The 26,926-nt window shown below is 42.8% G+C and carries 28 protein-coding genes; 12 read left to right on the forward strand and 16 right to left on the reverse strand.

Annotated features, from left to right (window positions below):
- Positions 1-30: 30 nt before the first annotated feature.
- Positions 31-2,328, reverse strand: a complete 2,298-nt coding sequence (gene ptsP, locus FTU65_RS01790) for a phosphoenolpyruvate--protein phosphotransferase (protein WP_180005299.1) — start codon at positions 2,326-2,328, stop codon at positions 31-33.
- Between the two features lie 77 nt (positions 2,329-2,405).
- On the reverse strand, positions 2,406-2,885 hold the full coding sequence (locus FTU65_RS01795; RefSeq protein WP_078189729.1) for an RNA pyrophosphohydrolase: 480 nt from the start codon (positions 2,883-2,885) through the stop codon (positions 2,406-2,408).
- 181 nt (positions 2,886-3,066) lie between these two features.
- On the opposite strand from FTU65_RS01795, the gene FTU65_RS01800 reads away from it, so the two are divergent.
- From FTU65_RS01800 to FTU65_RS01810, 3 genes are all read left to right on the forward strand, one after another.
- Complete coding sequence (locus FTU65_RS01800; RefSeq protein ID WP_078189728.1) at positions 3,067-3,723, forward strand: HAD family phosphatase; 657 nt, start codon at positions 3,067-3,069, stop codon at positions 3,721-3,723.
- A 93-nt stretch (positions 3,724-3,816) separates the two neighbouring features.
- A complete protein-coding gene (locus FTU65_RS01805) occupies positions 3,817-4,290 on the forward strand; it encodes a DUF2628 domain-containing protein (protein WP_180066282.1) in 474 nt (157 codons plus the stop codon).
- 96 nt (positions 4,291-4,386) lie between these two features.
- Complete coding sequence (locus FTU65_RS01810; RefSeq protein ID WP_078189726.1) at positions 4,387-4,629, forward strand: DUF2789 family protein; 243 nt, start codon at positions 4,387-4,389, stop codon at positions 4,627-4,629.
- A 194-nt stretch (positions 4,630-4,823) separates the two neighbouring features.
- On the opposite strand, the gene FTU65_RS01815 is transcribed toward FTU65_RS01810, so the two are convergent.
- Positions 4,824-5,687, reverse strand: coding sequence for a LysR family transcriptional regulator (locus FTU65_RS01815; RefSeq protein ID WP_078189725.1), 864 nt, complete (start codon positions 5,685-5,687; stop codon positions 4,824-4,826).
- 468 nt (positions 5,688-6,155) lie between these two features.
- Between FTU65_RS01815 and FTU65_RS01820 the strand changes: the two genes are divergently transcribed.
- Complete coding sequence (locus tag FTU65_RS01820) at positions 6,156-6,365, forward strand: hypothetical protein (protein ID WP_180026619.1); 210 nt, start codon at positions 6,156-6,158, stop codon at positions 6,363-6,365.
- Between the two features lie 128 nt (positions 6,366-6,493).
- Here FTU65_RS01820 and FTU65_RS01825 read toward each other — a convergent pair whose 3' ends face one another.
- A complete protein-coding gene (locus FTU65_RS01825) occupies positions 6,494-6,730 on the reverse strand; it encodes a DUF2061 domain-containing protein (RefSeq protein WP_078189723.1) in 237 nt (78 codons plus the stop codon).
- On the opposite strand from FTU65_RS01825, the gene FTU65_RS01830 reads away from it, so the two are divergent.
- From FTU65_RS01830 to leuB, 5 genes are all read left to right on the forward strand, one after another.
- Entirely contained in the window at positions 6,729-6,929 is a 201-nt protein-coding gene (locus tag FTU65_RS01830; RefSeq protein ID WP_180034964.1) for a hypothetical protein, read from the forward strand. The genes FTU65_RS01825 and FTU65_RS01830 overlap by 2 nt on opposite strands.
- Before the next feature lie 157 nt (positions 6,930-7,086).
- Positions 7,087-8,535, forward strand: a complete 1,449-nt coding sequence (gene leuC / locus FTU65_RS01835) for a 3-isopropylmalate dehydratase large subunit (protein WP_180026617.1) — start codon at positions 7,087-7,089, stop codon at positions 8,533-8,535.
- A gap of 99 nt (positions 8,536-8,634) precedes the next feature.
- Complete coding sequence (gene leuD / locus FTU65_RS01840) at positions 8,635-9,285, forward strand: 3-isopropylmalate dehydratase small subunit (RefSeq protein WP_078189721.1); 651 nt, start codon at positions 8,635-8,637, stop codon at positions 9,283-9,285.
- A 109-nt stretch (positions 9,286-9,394) separates the two neighbouring features.
- Positions 9,395-9,958 carry a hypothetical protein gene (locus FTU65_RS01845; protein WP_180010170.1) on the forward strand — a complete coding sequence of 188 codons (564 nt, stop codon included), beginning with the start codon at positions 9,395-9,397 and terminating at the stop codon, positions 9,956-9,958.
- 41 nt (positions 9,959-9,999) lie between these two features.
- The gene (gene leuB, locus FTU65_RS01850; protein WP_078189719.1) at positions 10,000-11,079 is read left to right on the forward strand and encodes a 3-isopropylmalate dehydrogenase; all 1,080 of its coding nucleotides are present in this window, start codon (positions 10,000-10,002) and stop codon (positions 11,077-11,079) included.
- Positions 11,080-11,153: 74 nt separating this feature from the next.
- Here leuB and FTU65_RS01855 read toward each other — a convergent pair whose 3' ends face one another.
- The 3 genes from FTU65_RS01855 to infA all read right to left on the reverse strand — a co-directional run bounded on the left by FTU65_RS01855 (position 11,154) and on the right by infA (position 12,450).
- Complete coding sequence (locus tag FTU65_RS01855) at positions 11,154-11,516, reverse strand: hypothetical protein (protein ID WP_180010171.1); 363 nt, start codon at positions 11,514-11,516, stop codon at positions 11,154-11,156.
- 182 nt (positions 11,517-11,698) lie between these two features.
- A complete protein-coding gene (locus FTU65_RS01860; RefSeq protein ID WP_078189718.1) occupies positions 11,699-12,073 on the reverse strand; it encodes a hypothetical protein in 375 nt (124 codons plus the stop codon).
- A gap of 155 nt (positions 12,074-12,228) precedes the next feature.
- Positions 12,229-12,450 (reverse strand): translation initiation factor IF-1, encoded by a 222-nt coding sequence (infA, locus tag FTU65_RS01865; protein ID WP_001284370.1) that lies wholly within the window; start codon positions 12,448-12,450, stop codon positions 12,229-12,231.
- A gap of 231 nt (positions 12,451-12,681) precedes the next feature.
- On the opposite strand from infA, the gene FTU65_RS01870 reads away from it, so the two are divergent.
- A complete protein-coding gene (locus FTU65_RS01870) occupies positions 12,682-13,689 on the forward strand; it encodes an AraC family transcriptional regulator (RefSeq protein ID WP_078189717.1) in 1,008 nt (335 codons plus the stop codon).
- 127 nt (positions 13,690-13,816) lie between these two features.
- On the opposite strand, the gene truA is transcribed toward FTU65_RS01870, so the two are convergent.
- The 5 genes from truA to asd form a co-directional block, all read right to left on the reverse strand.
- Positions 13,817-14,614, reverse strand: a complete 798-nt coding sequence (truA, locus tag FTU65_RS01875) for a tRNA pseudouridine(38-40) synthase TruA (RefSeq protein WP_180007151.1) — start codon at positions 14,612-14,614, stop codon at positions 13,817-13,819.
- A gap of 16 nt (positions 14,615-14,630) precedes the next feature.
- Positions 14,631-15,593, reverse strand: a complete 963-nt coding sequence (locus FTU65_RS01880) for an asparaginase domain-containing protein (RefSeq protein ID WP_180007259.1) — start codon at positions 15,591-15,593, stop codon at positions 14,631-14,633.
- 49 nt (positions 15,594-15,642) lie between these two features.
- The gene (locus FTU65_RS01885; RefSeq protein ID WP_180007152.1) at positions 15,643-16,953 is read right to left on the reverse strand and encodes a fimbrial protein FimV; all 1,311 of its coding nucleotides are present in this window, start codon (positions 16,951-16,953) and stop codon (positions 15,643-15,645) included.
- A gap of 75 nt (positions 16,954-17,028) precedes the next feature.
- Positions 17,029-18,462: a hypothetical protein gene (locus FTU65_RS01890; protein WP_180007153.1), complete on the reverse strand. Its 1,434-nt coding sequence runs from the start codon at positions 18,460-18,462 to the stop codon at positions 17,029-17,031.
- 143 nt (positions 18,463-18,605) lie between these two features.
- The gene (gene asd, locus FTU65_RS01895; RefSeq protein ID WP_111884081.1) at positions 18,606-19,724 is read right to left on the reverse strand and encodes an aspartate-semialdehyde dehydrogenase; all 1,119 of its coding nucleotides are present in this window, start codon (positions 19,722-19,724) and stop codon (positions 18,606-18,608) included.
- A gap of 183 nt (positions 19,725-19,907) precedes the next feature.
- Here asd and FTU65_RS01900 point away from each other — a divergent pair, with 183 nt between their 5' ends.
- Together FTU65_RS01900 and FTU65_RS01905 are read left to right on the forward strand one after the other, a co-directional pair.
- A complete protein-coding gene (locus FTU65_RS01900) occupies positions 19,908-21,035 on the forward strand; it encodes an endonuclease/exonuclease/phosphatase family protein (protein ID WP_180066284.1) in 1,128 nt (375 codons plus the stop codon).
- 371 nt (positions 21,036-21,406) lie between these two features.
- Positions 21,407-21,712 (forward strand): hypothetical protein, encoded by a 306-nt coding sequence (locus tag FTU65_RS01905; protein WP_257222948.1) that lies wholly within the window; start codon positions 21,407-21,409, stop codon positions 21,710-21,712.
- Between the two features lie 178 nt (positions 21,713-21,890).
- On the opposite strand, the gene FTU65_RS01910 is transcribed toward FTU65_RS01905, so the two are convergent.
- From FTU65_RS01910 to FTU65_RS01925, 4 genes are all read right to left on the reverse strand, one after another.
- On the reverse strand, positions 21,891-23,003 hold the full coding sequence (locus tag FTU65_RS01910; RefSeq protein WP_180066290.1) for a glycosyltransferase family 4 protein: 1,113 nt from the start codon (positions 23,001-23,003) through the stop codon (positions 21,891-21,893).
- A 32-nt stretch (positions 23,004-23,035) separates the two neighbouring features.
- Positions 23,036-23,971, reverse strand: a complete 936-nt coding sequence (gene lpxL / locus FTU65_RS01915) for an LpxL/LpxP family Kdo(2)-lipid IV(A) lauroyl/palmitoleoyl acyltransferase (protein WP_180066293.1) — start codon at positions 23,969-23,971, stop codon at positions 23,036-23,038.
- Positions 23,972-24,058: 87 nt separating this feature from the next.
- Positions 24,059-24,820: a 3-oxoacyl-ACP reductase gene (locus FTU65_RS01920; protein ID WP_180066295.1), complete on the reverse strand. Its 762-nt coding sequence runs from the start codon at positions 24,818-24,820 to the stop codon at positions 24,059-24,061.
- A gap of 185 nt (positions 24,821-25,005) precedes the next feature.
- Entirely contained in the window at positions 25,006-26,910 is a 1,905-nt protein-coding gene (locus FTU65_RS01925; protein ID WP_078192744.1) for an ATP-binding cassette domain-containing protein, read from the reverse strand.
- Positions 26,911-26,926 lie beyond the last annotated feature (16 nt).

The raw sequence follows: 26,926 nt of genomic DNA on the forward strand, positions 1-26,926 counted from the left end.
ACCTCGTTTTATTATTTTACATGAGTGGTCTTAAGCACTCACGATGCGTGTGGCAGATTTCACCATATCACCAAGACCATGAGTCTTGAAGTAATACTCCATCATGCTTTTCACCATCAATGGATTATTCATGCTCAAGGCCCGATCCAAGAGCTCTTTTGCATCTGGCATCGGCACGTGGCAGATGGCTTTACGGACTTTGAGGATATTACTCGAACTCATCGATAGGGTATTAAAGCCCATCGCCATCAGTAAAATAGCGGTGAGTGGATCACCGGCCATTTCCCCACAAATACTAATCGGCTTGTCGTATTTATGACATTCTTGCACCAAGCGAGTTAGCGCACGAAGTACGGCTGGGTGTGAGTGTGAATAGACATTGGCAACTCGTGGGTTATTTCGGTCAACCGCAAGTAAATATTGGGTTAAATCGTTTGATCCGACCGAGAAGAAGTCAACCAATTCAGCAAACTCATCGATCTGTAACAGCACACTCGGCACTTCGACCATGATGCCGATTTTTGGCTTGGTAATCTTCACCTGTTCTTCTTCTTGCACCGCTTGCCAGTCACGATCAAGCAAATACAACGCTTCTTCGACTTCGCTGACACTGGTCACCATCGGCAGCAAAATATGCAAGTTGTTCAGGCCAATACTGGCTTTGAGCATGGCACGAATTTGGGCTGAAAAAATCTCAGGATGATCGAGAGTAAAGCGAATTCCACGCCAACCCAGTGCTGAGTTTTCTTCTTCAATCGAGAAATAAGGCAGGTCTTTATCTGCACCAATATCGAGGGTACGCATCACCACTGGTTTATTGGCAAAATGACTCAGCTGTTGACGATAAATAGCGCGCTGTTCTTCTTCACCAGGGAAGCGATCACGCAGCATAAACGGAATTTCAGAACGGTATAGACCGACACCTTTGGCGCCACGTTGTACACCGCGAACCACATCGATCATCAAGCCAGTATTTACAAACAATCGAACTGCAACACCATCAGGGGTGATGGCATCTTTGGTTTCGTATTGCTTCAGATCTTTGGCAATTTGCTCTTCTTCTTTTTGAATCTCTTTATAGCGTGTGCGTAAACGACGAGGTGGATTGATGAATACACGACCTTGATGTGCATCGACAATCATTTCGACATCATCGAGGGTATTAATTGGCAGTTCAGTCACGCCGACTACAGTTGGAATGCCGAGGGCACGTGCCACAATCACCATGTGTGAGTTCATGGCACCTTCGGTGGTCACAATCGCCGCGATTTTATCGACAGGGAGTTCAACCAAGGCAGCCGTAGAAATTTCCTCACCAATTAAAATGCTTTCATCGGTGATTTCACGGTGACTGGCATCTGCTTCTTGCAAAAAGGCCAAGATACGACGCCCTAGATCTTTTAAGTCTGAAACACGTTCGCGGAGATAGTCATCTTCCATCTGTGCAAAGAGCGCAATGTGTTTATCAATAACAATGCGTACCGAACCTTGTGCCCAGTTACCGTCACGAATTTCACTTTTGATTTCCGCGGGGAGGGCATTGGCATCGAGCATCCGCAAGAACACGCTAAATAATGCCCGCTCTTCGGCCATGAGGGCATCTTGCATCTTTTCATCGAGAGACAAAATTTCTTGACGAACTGCGTCTATGGCATTGTCGAGTAATTCGAGTTCTTCACTGATGTCATCGGCTTCACGATCGGGGACTGAAGCCAAATCAGCAGGTGGATACAGGATGACTGCACGACCTAGCGCAATACCGCCTGAACCTGAAATACCTTGGAAAGTTTTATAGGCAGGGAGGTTGTTTGGTTTACGAAAGACTTCAATATTCCCGACGGCATGTGCATGGGCAATCACCCCTGAAAGTTGAGCGCACAAGGTCACGAGGAAGGATTCGGCAGCTTCGCTAAAGTCTTGAGGTTCTTTGTTTTGAACCACTAAGACGCCCATCACTTTACGGCGATACATCACCGGAACACCGAGGAAGGAATTGTAAATTTCTTCCCCCGTTTCTGGCAGATACATAAAGCGTTCGTGTTTGGGTGCATTGTCTAAGTTGACGATTTCTTCACGTTGTCCAACTAAGCCGACCAAACCCTCACTGGTATGCAAAGAGACATGCCCAACGGCTTCAGGGTTTAAACCCTTAGAAGCCATTAGTAAATAACGATGATTTCGTTCATCAAGCAAGTAGATTGAGCAGACATCCACATGCATGGCTTCGGCCACTTGATTGACCATAATGTCTAAAGATTCATGCAAACTGGCCGACGCATTAATCTCTTGGACTATGCGTCTTAAGGTATCCAGTTGCATGTTCGACATCGTGTCTGCTCCAAAATTTATTCTGCTTTATTTATAACAACACTCATCCTAAAAATCTGCATCCATTCTGCAAATTTTTACGGTTTTTGCGGAAGCTGATTGCACAGCTCCACCATGGCTTTACGATATACATCGCGTTTAAAATTCACCACTTGACCCAAAGGGTACCAATAGCTGACCCATTGCCATTGATCAAACTCTGGTGGGTCTGACAAATCCAGCTGAATATGCTGTGCCGAAGCCGTCAGTTTTAATAAAAACCACTTTTGTTTTTGACCAATACAAACGGGGTCTGAATCCGTACGTATATACCGATGTGGCAAACGATAGCGCAACCACCCTTGGGTTTGTGCTATCACCTGGACGTGTTCGGGCAGTAAGCCAACTTCTTCTCTCAGCTCACGGTAAAGTGCCTGTTCGGGGGTTTCTCCATGTTGGATACCTCCTTGTGGAAATTGCCAGGCATTGTGACCAATGCGCTTTGCCCATAAAACTTGTCCAATGTCGTTTGCCAAAATGATCCCGACGTTGGGTCGGAAACCTTCTGAATCGATCATTTGGCTACCTAAATATTGTGTAATTTATGACTTTGCTCACGGGGACGTTTATTTCTGTGTCCATCTCGAAAAAGCAAAGTGTAAAAATGTTAAAATTGTTATGATCTTAACGAATTTCTATCGACTAGCGGAGATAGATTTACAATTTTTTTCTTAAATTTCAGCTTTTACGAGTATTTTCATGAAATTGGCACTGTTTGACCTTGATCACACCTTATTAAATACCGACTCAGACCATTCTTGGGGGGAGTTTTTGGTCAATGAAGGCTTGGTTGATCCAATTCATCATCGTGCCATGAATGATAAATTTTATGATGATTATAAAAAAGGCCAGCTTGACCCGATTGCTTATAATGAATTTGTATTTGAGTTTTTAACTCAACATGACAATGCCTACTTAACTGAGTTACATCAGTTGTTTATGAAAAAAGTCATTCGTGCGCAAATGCGTCCAGAGGGCTTTGCTGCCATTCAGCGCCATCAAGATGCAGGGCATCAATTGGTCGGGATCACCGCAACGTCTGATTTTATTACTGCACCGATTTTTCGTGAATTTGGTATTACTGAAATCATTGCAACCAATGCCGAAGTTGTGGATGGTAAATATACGGGTAAAGTGATCAATACTCCGTGCTATCAAAAAGGCAAATTAGTCCGCTTGAATCAATGGTTAGAAGGTCGTGATGTGACAGAGTCTTGGGCCTATTCAGATTCGATTAATGATCGTTTCCTGTTGGAATATGCCGATCATGCCTTTGCAATTAACCCAGATGACCGTTTAGAAGTCCTTGCAAAAGAACAAGGTTGGGACATTCAAGACTGGTCAATTCAAGCCTAAAAATAGATATGATAAAAAAGCATCATTAGATGCTTTTTTATTTGACGTCCTTTTGATTAAACTTCAGCTCACTAATTTGAACTATCGCTCTATATGCAGACAGAAGCTTCTTTTAAACATTTAATTCAAATCTTTATAGGGCCACGTGCTCAATCTTATTTAAAGTTCATAGAACAACAAGGTGGGCAGAACAGTGGCCTGAGTTGGGCGGGGTTAATTTTTGGGCCCTATTGGTTACTCTATCGGAAGATGTATCGCTATTTCTTCTTATTCTTTGCGGTTGGTTTTTTGATTAGTATGTTGGCACTCATCATCGGAGTGCCTGATCAAGTCTTGATGGGGCTAGCATTGATTCCTAACCTCATACTCGCTGGCATCGGAAAGCGGCTTTATAGCGATTTTGCGGTGCAAAAGACCAAAGCCTATATGCAGCAGCCGAAATATAGTGAGCAGGTGTTTGCTGAAGAAGGCGGAGTGAACTGGGGGCTGCCTTTGTTGTTGGTATTTATTCAATCGATCGTGATGATTATGCTCAGTTTGCCTTTTATTCAATTTTCACCGCTGTAGAATTCTGTAATTGAGTGCGTGTCCGTTCCGTGTTATATCCTTAAAACAGAATAATTTTGTATCCATAAACAATAAGTTTTAACACGGAGAATGACAATGAGTGTACGTCCACGCATGACTCATCTATTTGAACAACTGGGTTTAGATTCGAGTGAAGACGCGATTGCTTTATTTATCGTGACGCATCAACTCAGTGCCCAAACTAAAATTACCGAAGCAGATTATTGGACAGATGCTCAGCGCCAGTTCTTGGCCGAAAAAATTAAGTCAGATGGTGAATGGGCGATTATTGTCGATCAATTGAATGAATCATTACATGAAGATTCGTTGACGAAGTAAAACTGACGGGTCTGCCTTGGTATTTAATGGGATCGGCTGAAAAAGGTGATCCCATTTTTAATGCAAAAGAAATTTAAGCGATCATTCAACATATAGAAAATCATTCACTTTTGCTAAACGCTCAAACAGATCAATAAAAAAGCCACCATAACGGTGGCTTGATTAATAACTGAATTTTGTAGGTAAAAATTCAATTAGATGTGTTTCATCAATTCAACCAACTTTTGTGCAGCAAGTGACTGAGTACGGCCTGGGTGCCATACCATGCCCAATTGACGATTCATGTTTGAAGGTAAATTCAATTGTTTTAAATCTTGGTTCAATAAGGTTTTAGGAAGGACAGACCAACCGAGACCAATGGAAACCAACATACGAATCGACTCAAGTGAGTTATTGCTCATGGTAACTTTTGGCTTGAGTCCATACTTTTCAAACTCAGCCAAGGTAATTTGACTGGTATAGGTTTGCGCTGCAGGTAAAAGACTTGGGTATTGGATCAAATCCTCTAAGGTCAAATGTTCGACTTGCGCCAAAGGATGGAAAGGTGCAACCACGAATACCAGTGGATCATTCCATGTCGTGATGTATTTTAAACGGCTGTCACCCTGTGGCGGTAAAGTCAAAAATGCCAATTCTAAGTCACCAGCCAAAACTTGCTCATGGGCCTGTTCAGAATCAACAAAGTGTACATCTAAGGTCACTTCTGGAAATTGCTGTACGTATTGACGCAAATGAGCCGGTAAATGGTGTAAGCCGATATGATGGCTGGTGCCAATTTTCAGTTTACCTTGAACCTGACCTTGCTCATGGCTGAGCGTATGGTGAATATCACCCAATTCATTCAGCCAGCTTTTTACTTTTGGCAAGAGAGAGTTTGCTGCATGTGTCGCCTGAACACCACGACCCGCGGATTCAAAAAGTTTGACACCGAAGTATTCTTCTAAACTGTGAATACGCTTGGTCACAGCAGGTTGCGTAATGAAGAGCTGATCTGCTGCCAAGGAGATCGAACCAGTTTCCATGACTTTTACAAAGGCTTCAAAGGCTGCGAGATTCATCTTCATTCCTATAAAGAATTTTTATGCGTAGTCTCATTGTTATAATATTTTAAGAATAAATCAAAGGAAAAGTTGTATCTTTTGATTTAAAACTAGGCGTTCAAGCCATACTACGCGTTAAATCTGAGGGGATTTTCCGAGTTCTATAGCGTTATTCGAGTGCTTGATTGTTGCATGATTCGAGATTGAGCTGTGACGTTTTCTGCTCAAATGCGCTGTTACAAAGTTGTTTTTTAAACAGAAACCACAGTTATGCATAATATAAAAAATATAGGGCTGAAAAGTATTTTTAACCGTTTGAATTAAAGAGGAGAGATGGCTTTTCTTTTTAACTCAGCATTGAACTAAAACAAAAATGAACTGAAGTTTTGATGGCTTGGGGAACATACTTTTCAGTGAATAATTAAAGTAACAGGTACAGTCAGGGCGGCATCGATTAGTGATAGCGTACCTCACAGGGAGAAGGCGATGGATATTAAGCACATTAAAAATTTATTGGATATTTTTGAAGGGACAGTCGAAAAGCGCTGTGCGGTATATGAAATCGCAGATGACGAAGACGACGAAAACCGTGCAGCAGCCGAGTGTAATGCGGCAAAAAACAAACTGATTCTTGCGATAGAGCAATTGGTTGAGGCGCATGACCAACTGGCTTTACAGCAAAAAACCAAGCTTTGATGATCCGTCTGCAATTGAATCTATAGGATGAAATCGATGGAACGTTAAAGTGGATGGAGTAAAAGAACGTTTTAAGATCATTAAAAAACCACCGTGATGGTGGTTTTTTTACAAGGAGCAGGGTTGGATTAAGCGGGGATATTTTCCTCTGCAGCTTTATCTTTCTTTTCCCATGCTTTTTCGTGGAAGAAAAAGGCAACCGCTTGAACAGTTGGTTCAAGTAAACTTAAGGTAATAGCCATTGCAATACTGCCTGTCACGTAATAACCAACCAACATCGCAACCGTGATATGCATGATGTAATAGCTCAAGGTTTTTTTGAACATGCGCTGATTATTTTCGACGAACTTGTTAATGTGTGCCATGAAAATGCTCCTTGTTAAATTGATAAATCTTGGCAATGAGTTAATAATAATGATTCTTATTTGCAATGTAAAAGAGAATATTCAATTTATGATCATTGAATTTTTAAATTACTGTTTAAAAATGGCAGAAAGTGAACAAAAAGTCGGAGAAAATTCTAAAGTTTCATCTGCTGAAAGTATTGAAGTGAGCGTGTTTTAAACGCATTAATGGTCTTTAAAATGCAACGGAAATCAGCAGTTAAATATCATTCCTATAAGTTTTTAAACTAATAAAAATGATAAATTAGATTTATGTGAATACGTGGTTATAATCGATTTAACGAAAGAATTTACCCAGTCCAGTGGAGCAAATCGACATGGCAGGCGAAACCCAAAAAGCGGAAACCCAAACAAAAAAAACCTTGTATGACAAATTGTGGGATGACCATCTAGTAAAACAACGAGATGATGGCTCTTCATTATTGTATATCGACCGTCATTTATTGCATGAAGTGACTTCTCCACAAGCCTTTGAAGGGCTACAGCTTGCAGGTCGTAAACCATGGCGTTTAAGTGCTAACGTGGCAACGCCAGACCATAACGTACCTACTTCTACTAAGGAGCGTGCTGAAGGTATTGCAGGTATTGAAGATGATACTTCACGTATCCAAGTGCAAACTTTAGATGACAACTGTAAAACTTTTGATGTGGCCCAGTTTGACATCAACGATGTGCGTCAAGGTATTGCGCATGTGGTTGGGCCAGAACAAGGTTTAACCTTGCCAGGTATGACCGTGGTGTGTGGTGACTCACATACTGCAACGCATGGTGCTTTTGGTTGCTTGGCTCATGGTATTGGCACATCTGAAGTTGAACACGTGTTGGCGACTCAATGCTTAGTTCAAAAGAAAATGAAGAACATGTTGGTGCGTGTTGACGGTCAATTGGGTCAAGGCGTTACTCCTAAAGACGTGGTTTTAGCGATTATCGGTAAAATCGGTACGGCAGGTGGTACAGGTCACGCAATTGAATTTGGTGGTCAAGTATTCCGTGATATGTCGATTGAAGGTCGTATGACGGTGTGTAACATGGCGATCGAAGGTGGCGCGCGCGTGGGTATGGTGGCTGTCGATGACAAAACCATTGCCTATGTGAAAGACCGTCCGTATGCACCGAAGGGCGAACAGTGGGACGCTGCAGTAGAGTATTGGAATACTTTAGTGTCTGATGAAGGTGCGCATTTTGATACTGTTGTGGTGTTGCAAGGTGAAGAGATTGAGCCACAAGTGTCTTGGGGGACTTCTCCTGAGATGGTGATTCCTGTATCTCAAGCAGTGCCAACTTTAGAACAAGCTAAAGATGACGTACAGCGTAATGACTGGACACGTGCATACAACTACATGGGCTTAGAAGCAGGTCAAGCTTTGGCTGATATTCAATTAGACCGTGTATTTATTGGTTCATGTACCAACTCACGCATCGAAGATATTCGTGCAGCGGCTGAAGTGGCCAAAGGCAAAAAAGTGGCGGCATCGATTAAGCAAGCCATGGTGGTGCCGGGTTCAGGTTTAGTCAAAGCACAAGCAGAAGCAGAAGGCTTAGATAAAATCTTAATCGAAGCAGGCTTTGAATGGCGTGAGCCGGGTTGTTCAATGTGCTTGGCAATGAATGCTGACAAATTGCAACCGGGTGAGCACTGTGCATCGACGTCTAACCGTAACTTCGAAGGTCGTCAAGGTAATGGTGGTCGTACACATTTGGTGAGTCCAGCAATGGCAGCAGCTGCGGCAATTGCTGGTCACTTTGTGGATGTGCGTACATTCTAGTTTAAGCCCTCATCCCAACCTTCTCCCTGAGGGAGAAGGAGTTCCCTCTCCTTTTAGGAGAGGGTTAGGGAGAGGTCACGGATTCAGTGAGAAATAAACATGAAAAAATATACCGTTGAACAAGGTATCGTTGCACCATTAGACCGTGCCAATGTTGATACAGATTTAATTATTCCAAAACAGTTTTTGAAATCTATTAAGCGTACAGGCTTCGGAGCCAACTTATTTGATGAGTTGCGCTATTTGGATGAAGGCTATTTAGGTCAGGACATTTCAAAACGTCCGATTAACCCCGATTTCGAATTGAACAAACCGCGTTATCAAGGTGCGTCGATTTTGATCTCTCGTGCAAACTTTGGTTGTGGTTCGAGCCGTGAGCATGCGCCTTGGGCATTAGAAGAATATGGTTTCCGTACTGTCATTGCACCAAGCTATGCGGATATTTTCTTTAATAACAGCTTTAAAAATGGCATGTTGCCAGTGATCTTGTCTGAAGAGATCGTAGATCAGTTATTTAAAGAATGTGCTGCATCTGAAGGCTATCAATTAACCATTGATTTGGCTGCGCAAGAAGTACGTACACCGAGTGGTGAAGCATTTACATTTGAAGTCGATCCATTCCGTAAACACTGCCTATTGAATGGCTTGGATGATATCGGTTTAACCTTACAAGCAGCCGATGATATTCGCGCTTATGAAGAAAAAACCAAAGCATCTCGCCCTTGGGTATTTGCAGAAATTAAAGCTTAAGTCAGTGTCACTGTAGAACTTCTTAGTAGTCAGTCGGCTTAAGTCTTGTTAATATCAGGCGAAACAAAATTTATACGTTAGCCAGAATTTATCAGGTTGGGTTCGAAAAATGAAAAAGTTCTTCGGTCAGCTGGTTGTAACGGGAGCGCTGTTTGCAACGCTCTCTGCCTGTCAAAGCTTTGACACGGCACGCATTAAAAATGTGAAAGAAACTGAAAGTACAAAAAATAATGCTCTGATTTACTGTGCAGGTACAGCGCATTGTGAATTTGAGCGTTTTGATCAAATACAGGTGGTTGATCCAAATAATCAACATGTAGAACGTGCTGCGATTAAAGCAGGCATTGTACGGTTGAATGGTCGTTCATTGTCTGAGCCTAATCCTTTGTATTTGTCCGTACCTTCAGGTCAGCATGAAGTCGTGATTCGCTATTATCCAATTTCTCAGGAAAAAGCAGAGCGCTTGCATGTCATTCACAACTTTAGGTCCAAACACGAGTACACCTTTAAAATGTACCGAGAGCGTTCAAAAAACAGAGGCAGTTTACTGGATAAATCTGCGCCTGATCCGCTCTGTGTAGACTTAAAGCAAGGTGCAAAAACAATTCGACGTTTCTGCCGACCCTACAATGTCCTCACAGGACTTGGTGAGTTTGTAGAAAAGAAACTTTAAATCTGACTGGTAATCAAGCCAGCGTATAAATGGAAAGACTCATGTCAAAACATATTTTGATTTTACCAGGTGATGGTATTGGTCCTGAAATCGTGAAAGCGGCTGAACAAGTGCTGACACGTGTAAACGAGAAATTCAACTTAGGTTTGACTTGGGAACAAGGTCTTTTAGGTGGTGCAGCGATCGATGCGCACGGTTCACCATATCCAGACGTAACAGCAGCACAAGCGAAGACTGCTGATGCGATTTTATTGGGTGCAGTGGGTGGTCCTAAGTGGGATACCATTGAGCGTTCAATTCGTCCAGAACGTGGCCTATTAAAAATTCGTTCAGAATTAAATTTATTTGCTAATTTACGTCCAGCCATTCTTTATCCGCAGCTTGCAGATGCGTCGAGCTTAAAACCTGAAATCGTAGCAGGTCTGGATATCTTGATCGTACGTGAGTTAACTGGCGGGATCTATTTCGGTCAACCACGTGGTATTCGTGAACTCGAAAACGGCGAAAAACAAGGTTTCAATACTGACGTATATGCTGAATCTGAAATCAAGCGTATTGCCAAAGTTGCTTTTGAAATGGCGAACTTACGTGGTGGTAAAGTGTGTTCAGTGGATAAAGCCAACGTGCTAGAAGTGACTGAGCTTTGGAAACAAACCGTAACTGCGTTAAAAGAAGAGCAGTATCCTGAAATTAACTTGTCTCATATGTACGTTGACAATGCTGCCATGCAATTGGTCCGTGCGCCAAAACAGTTTGATGTAATCGTGACAGGTAACTTGTTCGGCGATATCTTGTCTGATGAAGCGGCGATGTTAACCGGTTCTATCGGCATGCTGCCATCGGCTTCTTTAGATGAAAATGGTAAAGGTATGTATGAACCTTGCCACGGTTCAGCACCAGACATCGCAGGTCAAAACATTGCGAACCCATTAGCAACAATTCTGTCTGTTGCTATGATGCTACGTTATACCTTCCGTGAAGAAGCGGCGGCAAAAGCAATTGAAGATGCTGTAGGTAATGTCTTAGATCAAGGCTTACGTACAGGTGACATCATGTCAGAAGGCAGTACTCAAGTCGGTACTGTTGAAATGGGTCAAGCTGTAGTTTCTGCATTGAACTAATGGCGAATCAAAAAACGCAGCGTTTATGCTGCGTTTTTTTATGCCTACAAATTATCAATCCTAGAATTGATGCGCTAACAGGTGCGACCAGTTAATCGGACATCAGTTGCAATATTATGCTTTATGCGAAATTGAATAAGGCAGTTTAACTCAACCTCATAGCGTGTATTTCCACTGGGAATCGGCACAGCAGCGCCGCTGCCCATGCCCATCGCAGGATTTTCCGCCATCGGTAAAGGAATACTGATCGGGCGTGCGACACGATAACGAAGGTAGTCTGAACTGACCTCCACGGGAGAGGTTCTTTGATAGCCGAGTTTGCTGAGGTCGAGTTCTGCTTGAATCGTTTGGCTCGATTGACCAATAAATGAGGCTAAATAGCGTTCACGCTCAACGGAGGATATCGTTGATGTAGCCATACAATGCTTAGAACGCATCCCATGCTCAGTATCGGGCGAATAAAATGCTGATCTTCGTAAACCAGATGTTCTAAAATAAATTTCATGGGTCAGTTTCTCACGAAATAAATTCAGTTTAGTCAGATCGGTCTGTATAACACTGTAGTCATTTGATACACGGTCAGCTGAGCAAGATTAGCCTCTAGTATTCTCATGCAGGATCAACAAGCTCTGCCAACATAGTCAATGGATTCAACTATTTGATTGCGTAATTTGAACTCGATTTTACATTCCATATCGACAGTGACACCACCTTTAGACGGCGTTGGGATAGGGGCGCCCATGGCTATACTGGTGCCGATATTTGGTGTACCAATCGGGATTGGCATCGAGCGTAAAATGGTATAGCTAAGTTTTTCATTGCTTTGTACGGGTGCTCCCATCACTTTGTAACCCAATTGACTTAAATTGAGCTCTTTACGGACTTGATCAGCCGGCTGTCCAATATAGTGTTGTAGGGATTGATTGAGTTGCTTTTGGCCTGTCGTGGCGCAAGCAACACAAAAGATAGCACCGACTAATCCTAGATGTTTCATATGATTTTATGTCCTTATATTTTGAATTTTATAATCAAATTTTTTATGTTTTTAGACTGTAAAGGAAAGCAAATTTGCAGTCAATTTTTATCATCGCATTGAAATAAATACAAAAAAAAGCCACTTATAAAGTGGCTTTTTCGCTTCGCTAAAACTTAGCGCGCACGGTAAGTGATACGACCCTTAGTCAAATCATAAGGTGTCATTTCTACTTTAACACTGTCGCCAGTCAAAATACGGATATAGTGTTTACGCATTTTGCCAGAGATGTGAGCAATCACTTCATGACCGTTTTCTAAACGTACACGGAACATAGTATTAGGAAGCGTCTCGGTGACAACGCCTTCGAACTCGATGAGTTCCTCTTTATTGGCCATAGCCTACCTGAATGAATAAATTAGCAAGGCGCAAATTATAGTCAATTTTTTTTCAGAATACAAGCCGTAAAAGGCTTTGAACTGATCGACTGTCAGTAAAATAAGCGAACAATTCAGTTAAATATTTTCAACAAAAAATGTGTAGTAACAGTTGTCAGTTTGGTCAATCGCAGTTAATCTAAAATCAATCTTTTTAAGTATAAATGAAGTACATACAAGGAAGGTTCTGGAGTGGGTCAGCTAACTGATGCATCTGTTGTGTTGCGTTTAGGGTATCAAGCGATTCGTCGTGCCGGATTGCCAACAGAAGAAATTTTAACAAAAGCGGGTGTGGCATTAAATCAGGTTGAAACCAATGACCGTACCCCATTGAATGCACAATTTGCATTCTGGGTGGCTGCAGAAGAGGTCAGTAAGGATCCTGATATTGGTTTGCATCTGGGAGAGCATTTGCCTTTATATCGAGGCCAAGTGATTGAACACTTATTTATTTCATCTGAGAATTTTGGTGAAGGTTTAAAGCGGGCTTTGGCGTATCAACGCCTAATTAGCGATGCCTTTCATGCACAATTAGTGATTGAAGATGACCGCTGCTATTTGACCAATGGTCATCAGCCTTGGGCAGAAAATATCGTGAATCGTCATTTTTCTGAATGCGCGATGTCCGGTGTTTTGCGTTTCTTTAAGTTTATTACTGAAGGGCGTTTTCAGCCGATTTATATCGACTTTAACTTTAGTCAGGGCGCGCCAGATGATGAGTATTTCCGTGTTTATGAATGCCCTGTGAGCTTAGGGCAGAAAGAAACCCGATTGTATTTTGATCCGGCTATTTTAGAGTATCAATTGTGGCAGGCAGAACCTGAGTTATTACAATTGCATGAGCAGTTGGCGATTGAAAAACTTCAGGAGTTGGCGCGTTATGATTTGGTCGGTGAAGTTCGCCGTGCAATTGGTTCAACGCTAGAAAGTGGTGAAACCACGCTTGAAACGGTCGCTGCGCAGCTCAACATTACCCCGCGTCGTTTACGGACTCAGTTGTCAGAAGCCAATACTAGTTTTCAGCAAATTTTGTCAGACTATCGCTGTCGTTTGGCTAAAAAATTATTGGCCAATACCAATGAAAGTGTGGAGCGCATTGTGTACTTAACGGGTTTTTCTGAACCAAGTACGTTCTATCGTGCATTTAAACGCTGGACCAATGAAACGCCTGTGGAATATCGTAAACGAAAGCAGCGTTAACGTTGAACATTTAAAAGTATTCCCTAAACAGAATCCCCCTTTTTCAAAGAGGGATTTTCATCTTTAGAATCTGGCAATGGCGGAAATGAAACACCCTCTCTGTGAAAGTGGGGTTGGGAGGGATTGTTTATTCAGGCATATTTAGCCAATGTGGTCCTAACGGAACTTGAGGAAGTTTAAACTGAGCTGGATAGTCTGCATGGATAAAATATAGTCCATCGGGTGGTGCAGTGACACCTGCTGCTTTACGGTCTTCAGCAGCAAAAATATCGTCAATATGGTCAACGTCATACATACCTTGCCCAATTTCCAACAAACAGCCCATGATGTTACGCACCATGTGATGTAAAAAACCATCGGCCTGAATATCTAGGACCAAGTAGCATCCGTGTTGGATCAGACGGCAATGGCTGACATGACGAACAGGCTGATTGGACTGACAGGCTGCGGCACGGAAGCTTTCGAAATTATGAGTGCCTTCAAATTTGGCCGCGGCACGTTGCATTTTTAGCACATCTAGCTTGGCATAAACATGAGTCACTTGCTTGTGCAGTAAAGCTGGACGTTGTGGATTGTTATAGACCACATAGCGATAACGACGTGCTTGCGCTTTAAAGCGGGCATGGAAGTCCTGATCCATTTCCTTAATCCATTGGATGGAGATATCACGGGGTAATTGGCTATTGCTGCCCATTAACCATCCGCGAATGGGGCGAATCGCCTGAGTATCGAAATGTGCCACCATATTGGTTGCATGGACGCCGGCATCTGTTCGGCCAGCGCCATGCAACATGATCGGCTCATTGGCTACTTTACTGAGGACGGTTTCAATGGTTTCTTGCACGCTTGGTACGCCCGGTTGCTGAGTTTGCCAGCCCTTGTATTGCATGCCACAAAACTCAATCCCAATCGCAAAACGTTGCATAGTTACCTCAAATGACTTAATCGTTCCAATGCGCAGTCCAGTCTGCGGCACTGCCGTATTGTAAATACATTTTCAAACATTTGGCATAAAGATCTGCATGACCCAAACAATTGCTTAGTAATATTCCACTGTCTTTGACCCAGTCATTCACAGCATAGCGTTGATCTATACCGCCATGAACAACCTGTGTACTTAAAATAATTTTGCAATTTTTTTGTTGTATAGCCTTTAATACATTGAGTAACTCAGCATCAACGGCAATATTGCCTGTGCCAAAACCTTGCAGAATCAAAACGTCTGGCGTGTGTGTAAGCAGAGTCGTTAAATTTTGACTGTGTAGCTTGGTTGCAATCGGTTGCCACATCCAATTCAGGCAATTGAAATGAGCCGCTTTGTCTAAATCATTGGCCTGAACAATATAAGGCGATGTCAGCATTGAAAGTGGCTGTGTGGCTGGCAGCCCATCAAAGGCTTTTAGATCGGTTGTATGCACTTTCAGTGCGGATTGAGCATGCATCAATTGATGGTGAAAGGCCAAATAAACCCCAACACTCAATTGATGTACCGATTCCAATGCAAAATTTAAATTGTCGATGGCATCAGTAAATTCACGGGTATTGTCACCAGCCACATTAAACAGCGGATATTGGCTGCCTGTAAGCACGATATGAGCAGACTGTCCTATAAAGTGTGCAAGCACTGCACTGGCATAGCTAAGCGTGTCTGTACCATGAATAATTACGAAATGCTGAAATTGTTGTAATTGTAAGCTTTGAATTTGTTGAATCAGCGCCAGCCAGTCGGGCGCAGTACAAGCACTACTGTCACGAATGACAGGTGCAACAAAACATTCAATGTTTAGGTGTAGTGGCAGCACATGCTGTAATTTAGGTAAAAACGCATTCGCTGGCATGGGGCTTAACGGTTCACCGATACAACCGAAGGTACCACCCATATAAATAAGAGCAATTTTTTTCATCATAAAAAAAGCAGCCTTGAAAGACTGCTTTAGTTTAAATCGCTTTTGCTTAAGATGCGATTTGATTCAGTAACTGATCTGCTTGTTGACGTTGAGCTGAAGAAAACTCAGCTTCTTTTTCAGTCAAAATTTCACGTGCAGCGTCATAAGCACCTAGTTTGATGTATTGCGCTGCCAATTCAAGATTCAATTCAATTTCATTGACTTCAACCAGTTCAGGGAAAGATTGAACCAATGGATCGTTTTGGTCTGTAGCAGATGGGGTTGACGGTGTGCCTAAACCGCTAATGTCAAAACTCACACCACTTGATGCAGGTACGGCAGGTTTCTCTTTAGGCGTAGACTCTAAGTTAAACTCTGTTGCAGGAGCGACAACGGCTTCTTCTGTTTTTGCTGTTTCAAAAGCACCTAAGTCAAAGTTTAAGGTTGGAGCTTCAACTTTATTTTCTTCTACAACTGGTGTTTCTGTTGTAAATGAAAAATCTAAAGGCTCGATTTTTTCTTCTACAGTTTCTGTTTTAGTTTCAGCCGCAGCTTCAGTGCTTGGGGCAAAGTCCATTGCAAAATCAATTGGTTTGATTTCTTCAACGGCAGGAGATGGCTGAGCAATCTCTTCGGTTTTCAGTGTTGCTTCAAGTGCAGGTTCTGGTGAAATTGAAAGCGTGTCAAATTCAAGCGGCTGTATTTTTTCAGCAGGCGCACTTTCAACTGGGGTAGAAATGTCTGCTTTTGCAGGCGTTTCAGTGGTGAAATTAAAATCTAGTGGTTTAATTTCGGCTGCTTTGGGCTCAACAGGTGCAGCAGTTGAACTTTGCATTAAAGCATCAAAATCAGAGGTATTTTGGGCTTTTGAGGGAGCCTCTTCAGTGATCGGTGATACAAAGTTAATGGCATCATCTTTCACATTTTGAGAATTTTCAAACTCTACTTTTTTTGCTTCAGCTTGTTCTAAAATTTCATCAAGTTCAAGTGAACGAATATGGCTCAGCAATTGGCTGATGGCAAATTCGTCTTTTTGTAAAATGTGAATATCTAATAGATATAGATACAACTCATGTTGTGAGTTGTCACGTTTTAATGATTGATTAATTTGCGCTTCAGCAGAAAAGAAATTACGTTCCGCAATTAATTTTTCAATTTTACCACGAGCATCGGTCGTTAACGGCGTCATTGATTTTTTTTCAATGACACTGCTTTCAACCACTTGAGTTTTCTTCGGAGTCGCTTTGGCTGAAACACCCGATTTCTTGGTTTTAGTGGATGTTGGTTTGGCTTTATCTGATTCTTGACCTTTTTGGCGTTTGTTTAAAAAAACCAATACGATCACTAAGATCACTAATGGAATCACATAAATCAGCATGTTTTAACCCCTTGGAGATAGAGCGATATACAGTTGCACTCATCCCTATAAAATCTTGATTGGTAACGTTTTAGTTTATTGGCTTCTTTTATCTGCTTGTTGAGCTTTCAACTGTTGTTGCAGTTGAGCAAGACGAGCATTTAATAATTGAATTCTGTGATCCTTTTGATTTAGCGCCAATTCTAATTGAGTTACGTTTCTCTGTAATTTAACGGTTTTTTCACGAGATGTCATAACTTTTAATGACAACTCTTTCGAAGTTTTATTCTTTTCTGCCGCACTGTTGGCAGAAGATTGTGCCGAATCTTGCGCTTTCTCTGCAACCAGACTCATTTCAGCTTGATTCAAGCGGTATTTGGTTTTACCTGACTGCTTCGAAGGTACTTTGGCAAGTTCTGCAGCAGAGACTTTGACAGGCTGTTTTGCTTGCTGCATACCATGCAGATTTAAGGCAGCACCACGGCGCAGACGGTTTACATCGCCTTGAATGAATGCATGTTCGTTGCTGTTTTTAATTTGTTGCATGACTTCAGAAACAGGGCGGTTTTGTTCTGTCGCAATACGTGAGGCAATTCCCCAAAGGCTTTCATTCGAGCGAACCACATATTTTGCCACTGGTGTTGCTGTCGATGCAGCTGCAGTACTTGTTGGTTTTGGTGTAGATGCTGTTTGAGTTGTCGTTGTTGGATTTTCACGTTTTTGTGCTGCCTGCTCCGCAGCAAATTTTTGTGCCAATGGGTCTTGAGATCTTGCAGTTGATGCTGTTGCAGTTTGTGTGGCTTGCATTTCTGAACTGACAGAGCCGGTCGAATTGGTTTTTGTAACTTGCGAAATTGATGTTTCAGAACCTGATGAAGTACTTGCGCTATTTTGCTCCGCAGGTGCAACGCTATAATTTTGCACATGCGTGACAGGTTCAATCGCAACAGGCGTTGACGTTGCTAATTGTGCTAACTTCGGCGGTGTTTTGGTGCTGAGTAGTAAGGGTTGTTCTACAGCTACGGGTGCTTTTGCGGTGTAGAGGGTGCTGACAGGTAAATTTAAGGCAATTTCTTTTTCATTTACAATCACGACAGGTGTTAAAGCACGCTCATTGGCACGGGTTTGAGTCGCATTTGACGGCGCTGGATTGCGTTTTAATGGGGTACGAATTTGTTGCAGACGTGAAGCATTACCTTCTTTAATATTAACAATAAAATTAAGTTCTGCATCGGTTACTGGACGCGAAGAGGTAATGGTAATCACCCCGTTGCCTGCACCATCACGACGCGTAAAGAAGTTTAAATGTCCCGGCGGTTGATGCCCTGTACCCATACTCAATAAATCCTCTGCCGTGGCCAAACTTGCATTGAGCGGCACAGATGTGTTTGAGTGGCGAAAATGAATCTCAGCGTACAGCAATTCCCCGGGTGCTGACTGGACTTGTACAGGATCAATGCTGATCGCTTGAATGTTTTGAGATGCAATAACGGCTAAAATGGCGATCTTTAATTTGTTATATACGGTCATCTTAATCTTTAGCTCGAATATATGTCGCATGGCGAAAATTATAGATTAGCGAGTTGTCGAAGAATTGTAAAATATTTACACGACAGTTACATAAAAAAGCCGATCAATTGTGATCGGCTTCTTGTTCAGAGACTTAAAAATGCTTAAGCAGTTTTATAATCAATGAGAATTCTTAGCATACGACGTAAAGGTTCAGCAGCACCCCAAAGCAATTGGTCACCCACAGTGAATGCGCCTAGGTATTCTTTACCCATGTTGAGCTTACGTAGACGACCAACTGGAACAGACAAGGTGCCAGTTACAGCAACAGGAGTCAGATCAGTCATTGAAGCTTCACGCGTATTTGGCACCACTTTAGACCAATCGTTGGCACTAGCGATGATATCTTCGATTTCATCCAGTGGAACATCTTTACGAAGTTTTAAAGTCAATGCTTGTGAGTGACAACGCATCGCACCAATACGGACACAGTGTCCATCGATTGGAACGATTTGCTGGTTGCCTAAGATCTTGTTGGTTTCAACTTGACCTTTCCATTCTTCTTTCGACTGACCGCTTTCAAGCTGTTTGTCGATATAAGGAATGAGCGAACCTGCTAGAGGCACACCGAAGTTTGCAGATGGGAAACCTTCGCCACGTTGTAATTGTGCAATTTTAGAATCGATATCTAAAATTGGTGAACGTGGGTCATCCAGCAAATCTTTAGTATTGTTGTACAAGTAGCCCATACCTGAAATCAGTTCACGCATGTTTTGCGCGCCTGCACCAGAAGCCGCTTGATACGTCATAGACGTTGCCCATTCCACTAAATTATTTTGGAATAGACCGCCTAAACCCATTAACATCAATGAAACGGTACAGTTACCGCCCACGAATGTTTTTGTGCCTTTTACTAAGCCGTCTTTGATGACGTTCATGTTTACTGGGTCAAGTACGATGATCGCTTCATCATCCATACGTAAAGTCGATGCAGCATCGATCCAGTAACCATTCCAGTTTTCAGCTTTCAGCTTAGGGAAAACTTCAGTCGTATAATCGCCACCTTGGCAGGTGATAATGACATCCATTTGCTTCAGACTATCAATGTCCGTTGCATCCATAAGTGCTGGGGCAGTCTTACCACCAAACGCAGGGGCTTCACCACCTGCATTACTGGTAGAAAAGTAAAACGGTTCGAAATGAGCGAAATCGTTTTCTTCAACCATACGTTGCATAAGGACGGAACCAACCATCCCGCGCCAACCGACCAGACCTACTTTCATGTCACTTTGCCTCGGTGCGTTAAAAAATAAAAGGGGGTTCGAGTGTACCAAAAGGGCGCATAACTGCAAGCGCTACATAATGAAAACACCAATAATATTGTGCAATATATCTTGTTTATGTTACATGCAAAACTGATATAAATTTATGAATCAATAAAAAATAAAGAATATAAGGGAGGCGTAATGATTTGGATTGAAATACTGGCGGGCTTCGTCATTTGGTTGACATTTTGGTCACTCATACCACGAGATGAATGGTGGTTTCGTGGTGCAGATTTTCCGCGTCTGCAAATCTTGGCTTTGGGCATCTTTGCCTTCATAGGCTTAATTTTATGGAATGCTGAATGGGACTTGGCGCGTGAAATCATTCTAATTGGGCTGATTGCCGCCTTGGCATATCAATTGAAAATGGTATTGCCTTATACGTTTCTGTGGAAAAAACAAGTCAAACAAGTCCGATCAGACCAGTTAGATACACAAAAACAGATTTCAATCATTGTCTCCAATGTACTCACGCCAAATACCCAATATCACTTGTTATTGGCGCAAATACAGAAGCATCAACCGGACTTAGTACTCACGCTAGAAACCGATCAAACTTGGCAAAATGAATTGGCAGTGATTGAAGCTGATTATCCTTATCGCGTACCCGTACCTTTGGATAATTTGTATGGGATGCATTTGTATAGCAAGTTAGAACTTAGTGAAACTGAAGTCAAATTTATTCTCAGTGATGAAATTCCTTCGATCCATACCCGAGTCACCTTAGCATCAGGAAATCAGGTTCAACTGTATTGTTTACATCCCAAACCGCCAAGTCCAACAGAAGCCAAAGATTCAACTTTACGCGATGCAGAATTGCTGATTGTGGGCGATCAGATTAAAGATTTAGATGAAAGTTGCATCGTTATGGGGGACCTGAATGATGTGGCATGGTCACGTACTACACGACTCTTTCAACGAATCAGTGGGCTTTTAGACCCACGTGTTGGACGGCATTTCGTAAATACCTTTCATGCCAATTATCCACTGCTGCGTTGGTCGCTCGACCATATTTTTCATAGTACAGATTTTGCATTGGTACATATGGAACGCTTGCCCAATATCGGTTCAGACCATTTTCCAGTCTATGTGGTGCTGCAAACAGGCAGGGTATTTGAGCAAATCCAAGAAGAATTAGAGCAAACAGATGAAGATGAACAAGAAGCGCAAGAGGCAATTCAGGAGGGTATAGAAAAAGCTGAGGAAGAGGAGAAGATTGTGACTGATGAAATCGCCCGTGATTATAAGGATGGTACGAAGGCACCTTGATTTTGTTTGATTTAAGAGAAAAGTGTAAGAAATAGCTTACACAGCTTTCGGCTTCTGACGAATGGTCAGGTCAAGTGTATTGACTTATTCTTTGTTCATCGGCACATGGAACCGGGAACGGAACATCCCACTAAGGAAGACGAAGCCGATGGAAGCATCACGGAACGGATGCAGGAAAGGAAAGCCAATAAAAAATAAAAAGAATACTTGTGAAAGCACAACCTCATAGACCCGAGTTTTGCAGGATGCAGAACTCGGGTTTTGCTTTTGTGATATACATATTTTTGCTTTTCTTTTGATCAATTTCTTTATACAGTGTGCCAAGAAAAAAGAGATGAATTTCCAATAAAAATATAGGTATGAGGCGTTCTATGCTGTCCGAATGGCACCAGAAATTATTGCAGATTACACACTTATCTACGGATGCACTTTCCATTTATCTTGGCTTAATCCTGTTCTTTTTTATGGCCTTTTGCCATCACCGCCAATTGAAATCACATTATGCGATTTGGATCGTTGTGGTCGTCGCAGTGGGTTTGGAATTGTTTAATGCACGGCATGATATTTTAGATAGAGGTTATTGGCGTATAGGGCAAAGTTTGCAACATATTTTGAATGTCTTGTTACTGCCGCTAATCCTCTGGTTAATGGCTCGATACCGTGTGTGGAAGGGCTAAAAGTGGAAGCGCGAAATTGAAGGGCTAAATAGTAGGGTTGAATCACCATTGAGTCATTCATAATAAAAAGGATATTGTGTATTTCACAATATCCTTTCTAGATGCAGATCTAGTTGCTGAATTAAAAATATTTCCAGAGCGTTATCCTACACAGCAAATATCTATGGCGTGTAGTCAATCAAGCTGAATGCTGAGAGACCACCTGCGTATACAACTCCAAAGTCTGGTCACACATCTCTTTTAAACTAAACATACTGATAGGCTGCACGTGTTGTGGTTGGTCTAAATGCAACTTTAAAGTGTCGAGTAATTGTGTTTCATCATCGACAGTGACTAAACCTTGCGAATAGACATTCGATAAAATTTCAGCTACGCCACCACGATTCCAACCGATTACAGGTGTACCTACAGACAGTGCTTCGAGTACAGTCCGTCCAAAGGTTTCCGCTTGGCTCGACAAAGATAAAACCAAATCGCTAAAAGCTAACCATTCACGGATATCTGAACGGTGACCGACAAAAGTAATCCGATCACTCAGTCCTTTCGCCGCAATGCTGTCTTGCATTTCTTGTAAATAAGCTGCTTTTTTCGGATCAGCACCCCCGACCACCACCGCATGTACGTCGGGATACTGTGTTTGTAGCTGTTCCATTAAATGGATCAGGGTTTCATGACCTTTCAAACGGGTGATACGGCCTGGTAAGCAAATCAGACGCTTATTTTCTAGTTCAGGGAAGTCTTTTAGGGTTTGATTGAGCCACTGTGCTGAGGGTTGATAACCATGCGGAAAAGCAGCGGGGTCAATGCCACGATAAATACGCACAATGTCCTTGGTAGGACAGTTTTTGTAGTTGTCCGTGATGTATTTGACAACACTATCCGAGACCGCAATGACTTTTTCAGCCTGCGTCATGATTTGACTATAGCGATTAATCGAATAAAAACCATGTACAGTTGAAATCAGGTGAGGTCGCTTGTTTGCAGGAATCCCTTTGAGGGCAAAATGCGTGAGCCATGCAGGGACACGTGAGCGCACATGCACGATGTCTGGTTGATGTTCCTCAATCAGTTTACGTAGAGGACGAATTTGCCATAAGCTTGATAAGGCTTTTTTATGGATTGCGAGTGTGAGATGAGTTGAACCTTCAGCTTCCAATTGAGTTACCATGCGGCCACCATTTGAAACCACTAAGGACTCATGACCGGCGGTCACTAAAGCACGAGCTATTTCTAAGGTTCCTCGCTCGACACCACCACTGTTCAATTCAGGTAAAAGCTGCATCACTTTCATAGCATTTCTCTTTTTTATGTGCTGAGTTGAACTCAATAGATTTTGTCATAGCCTTGTGGGCGGGTTTTAAAGCGGCGATGGAACCACATGTATTGTGTCGGTGCGATTCGTAGCTGATTTTCAATAATTTTATTGGTTCGAACCGCATCCGAAACTTCATCGTCACTCGGGAAATTGTCTAAAGCAGGTTCAATCAGCACATGATATTGAGGGTTGCTGATGTCGCCGTCTCGATAAAAATACAATGGGATCGCTACCGCTTTAGCAATTTTTAATAAGCGACGATGCGCAGTAACAGTGGCTGCGGGAGTACCAAAAAACGGAGCCATGACCCCTTGTTTTAAACCAAAGTCTTGATCGGGACTGTACCAAATGGCATGGCCATTTTTCAGATTGCGAATCAAGCCACGCATATCATCATGGTCGATTTGGTTGGCATAGATGGTGGCACGGCAACGCACAATCAACATATCCAACAGCGGATTATTTTGCGGACGATAAACCACATCCGGCTCAAAAAACTGTGCGCATAAATAGCCACCAGCATCGAGCAGGGTAGAATGTGTGCCGAGGAGTAAAATACCTTTGCCTTCAGCTTGTGCATTTTGAATATGTTCTAAGCCTTCAATTTGCACCCGATTTTTGAACCACTGCGGACTGTACCATGCATTTAAAGTTTCAAAAATGCCAATCATTTGGTCGATAAAAACCTGTCGTGCATTGGCCTCAACCTGTTCTGCTGTCCATTCAGGAAAGCAAACTTCCAAGTTGCGAATCGTGGTTTTACGACGTGATTTGAGATTATTAAATGCGACAGAACCGAGGAATTGCCCAAGTCGATACTGAATTGCCCACGGAAGAATCGCCAAAATCATAAGAAATACAATCCCTATCCAAATTCCCCAATACTGAGGAAGTAAGAAAGACCATTGGAATTTTCCGGGTTGATATGTTGGCTTTTGACTCATAGGGCTAAATCAAAGATTAAAAAATAGGGTTCAGTTTAGCATGAAGCTGAATTGAAAGAGAAAGTTCAACCTCATGCTGCATCAGACTTAACCTTTGACTAAACCGCCATCGACAATCAAATTCTGCCCGGTGACCGCACGTGAGTAAGGGGACAAGAACATCATGATGGCCGCAGCAAATTCTTCAGGCGTGGTCACTGTGCGTAAAGGTGTCGATGCCGCGATTAAATCAAACACGGCATCGGGTGTCGCTTTACTGGCATCGGTGCTTTGTAATAAGCCACCAGAAAGCATATTGACGTTAATCCCAAACTCACCCAGTTCATGCGCCGCTGTGCGGGTGAAGGCCAACAGCGCTGCCTTTGCTGCAGTGTAGTCGTGGTAAGGCACGACAGGGTTTTGTACCAGGTTGGTACCAATATTCACAATGCGACCAAAACCCTGTGCTTTCATCTTGGGAAGCGCCGCTTGAGTGGTGTTGAGTGCAGCGACGACTGCTCCATCAAATTGTTGCTGTAAGTGCTGTGCAGTCAGTTCTTCCATTTTAGGACGGGCATCGCCATTAAATTGAAAATGGATGAGGGCATTATTCACGACAGAGGTGATTGAGGCACCAAAATGTGCTCTTGCTGCGGCAAAAAGCTGTTCTACTTGAGCTTTATCAGTGACATCTGCTTGATAGGCAAACACTTGCTGAGGAAATTCGGTAGTCAATTGTTCTGCTGCAGTTTGACTGGATAGATAGTTCACGACCACGCGTGCGCCTTCAGCTATTAAAGTTTGGCTAATTGCCAAACCGAGGCCACGTGCGCCTCCTGTAACTAAGACAATTTGATCTGAAATTTGCATGCTCGTGACTCAATCTTATATTGAACGTCACCATAGCAAGCTTTTCACATTTGCGGAATCGTCTTTACAGACGCTGTATGCTCCAATTTGAAACAGCGTCATTTAGGTTAGCCATCCAGTCGAGTCATATGACATAAAAAAGCCGTATCGAAATACGGCTTTTTCTTTGCGGAATATTTGTAGGCTTAGCCTTTTGCGAGCGTTTCTAGCTCATCTAAACGTTCCATTTTTTCTAGCATTTCGTCATCAATTTCAGCAAGACGCTGTGATGCTTTGGTCGCAGCATCGGCGTCAGTCATAAACCAAGAACCGTCGGCTAATTTTTCAGACAATTCAGCTTGCTCTTGTTCTAATGCTTCAATTTCAGTCGGTAGTTGTTCTAGGGCACGTTGGTCTTTATAGCTGAGCTTGACTTTTTTAGGCACGGCAGCGGCAGCCGCTGCTTCGGCTTTAGCCATGGCTTTTTTCACATCGCTTTTTTGATCCACGACAGTTTGGTCAGGACGCTGTTCCAAATAGTCTTGGTAACCGCCGATGTATTCATCGATTTGACCTTTACCATCAAAGACCCAAGTCGACGTCACCACGTTGTCCATAAATGCACGGTCATGCGAAATCAGTAATAGTGTGCCTTTGTAAGCACTGAGCATTTCTTCTAACAGTTCAAGAGTCACCATATCCAAGTCGTTGGTCGGTTCGTCCATCACGATAAGGTTCGATGGTTTCAGTAGCAGTTTCGCCAACAGAATACGGTTACGCTCACCCCCAGACAGTGCTTTAACTGGTGTACGTGCGCGTTCTGGAGAGAATAAAAAGTCTTGTAAATAACTATAGATGTGACGACGGCTACCATTGACATCGACATGGTCTGAGCCTTCAGAGACGTTATCTTTCACTGATTTTTCAAGATCAAGTGCATTTCGAAGCTGATCAAAGTAAGCAACTTCAAGCTGTGTACCTGTTTTTACTGTACCAGTATGTTCTTGCTCACCCAAAATAGCTTTGATAAGAGTGGTTTTACCCACACCGTTGTCACCGACTAAGCCGATACGGTCACCACGTAATACCAGTGCCGAGAAATCTTTGATGATTGGCGCGCTGTTGCCAAATTGCACAGCTAAGTTTTCAATTTCAAAGACCACTTTACCTGAGCGCTGCGCATCTTGCGTTGCCATGCTCACTTTGCCTTGTTGTGAACGGCGCGCTTTAGACTCTTCACGCAATGCTTTTAAGGCACGAACACGACCTTCGTTACGGGTACGACGCGCTTTAATGCCCTGACGAATCCATACTTCTTCTTCAGCGAGTTTTTTATCGAATAGCGCATTTTGCTTTTCTTCCGCTTCCATTTGCTGAGCTTTGAGTTCGAGGTAACGTGAATAGTTACCTTCATAGCTACGCAAAATGCCGCGGTCAAGTTCCACAATACGGGTTGCGATGCTGTCGACAAATGAACGGTCATGCGAAATAAACAACAGGGTTAAGTTGTTTTGATCAAGCAGGAATTTTTCGAGCCATTCAATACTTTCAACGTCCAAATGGTTGGTCGGTTCGTCGAGTAGTAATACGTCGGGCTGCGTCAAGAGAGCACGTGCCAATAAAACACGACGCTTACGACCACCAGACAAATCTGCAAGGTCAGCTTCTGGGTCTAGGCCCATTTTACTGAGGATGGCATTCACTTTAGTTTCAAGTGACCAGCCATCCATTTGATCCATCTGATGTTGTAGGTTACCCATGCGCTCACAGGCGTCCATATCACCGAGTACGCAGGCTTCGCTGGCTTCATGATAAGCACGCAGTACAGTAGCGGCTTCACCTGCACCATCGGCAACAATATCAGCAACTTTGCCCGAATCCATGGGCACATCTTGAGCAAGCATTGAAATCGTAATGCCATTTTGCAATGAAACTTCACCCCCGTCTGGCAATAAAGTTCCCTCAATCAGTTTAAGTAAAGTAGACTTACCTTCACCATTACGACCGATTAGACACACTCGCTCGCCACGTTCTAAACTGAAGTTCGCGCCGTCGAGTAGGGAAGGTCCGCCAAATGCAAGCTGGACGTCCCTTAAAGTAATATAGGCCATAATGTTTCCTGAAATC

Origin of the sequence: Acinetobacter sp. YH12129, assembly GCF_013418685.1 — a bacterium.
Taxonomy (GTDB): Bacteria; Pseudomonadota; Gammaproteobacteria; order Pseudomonadales; family Moraxellaceae; genus Acinetobacter; species Acinetobacter amyesii.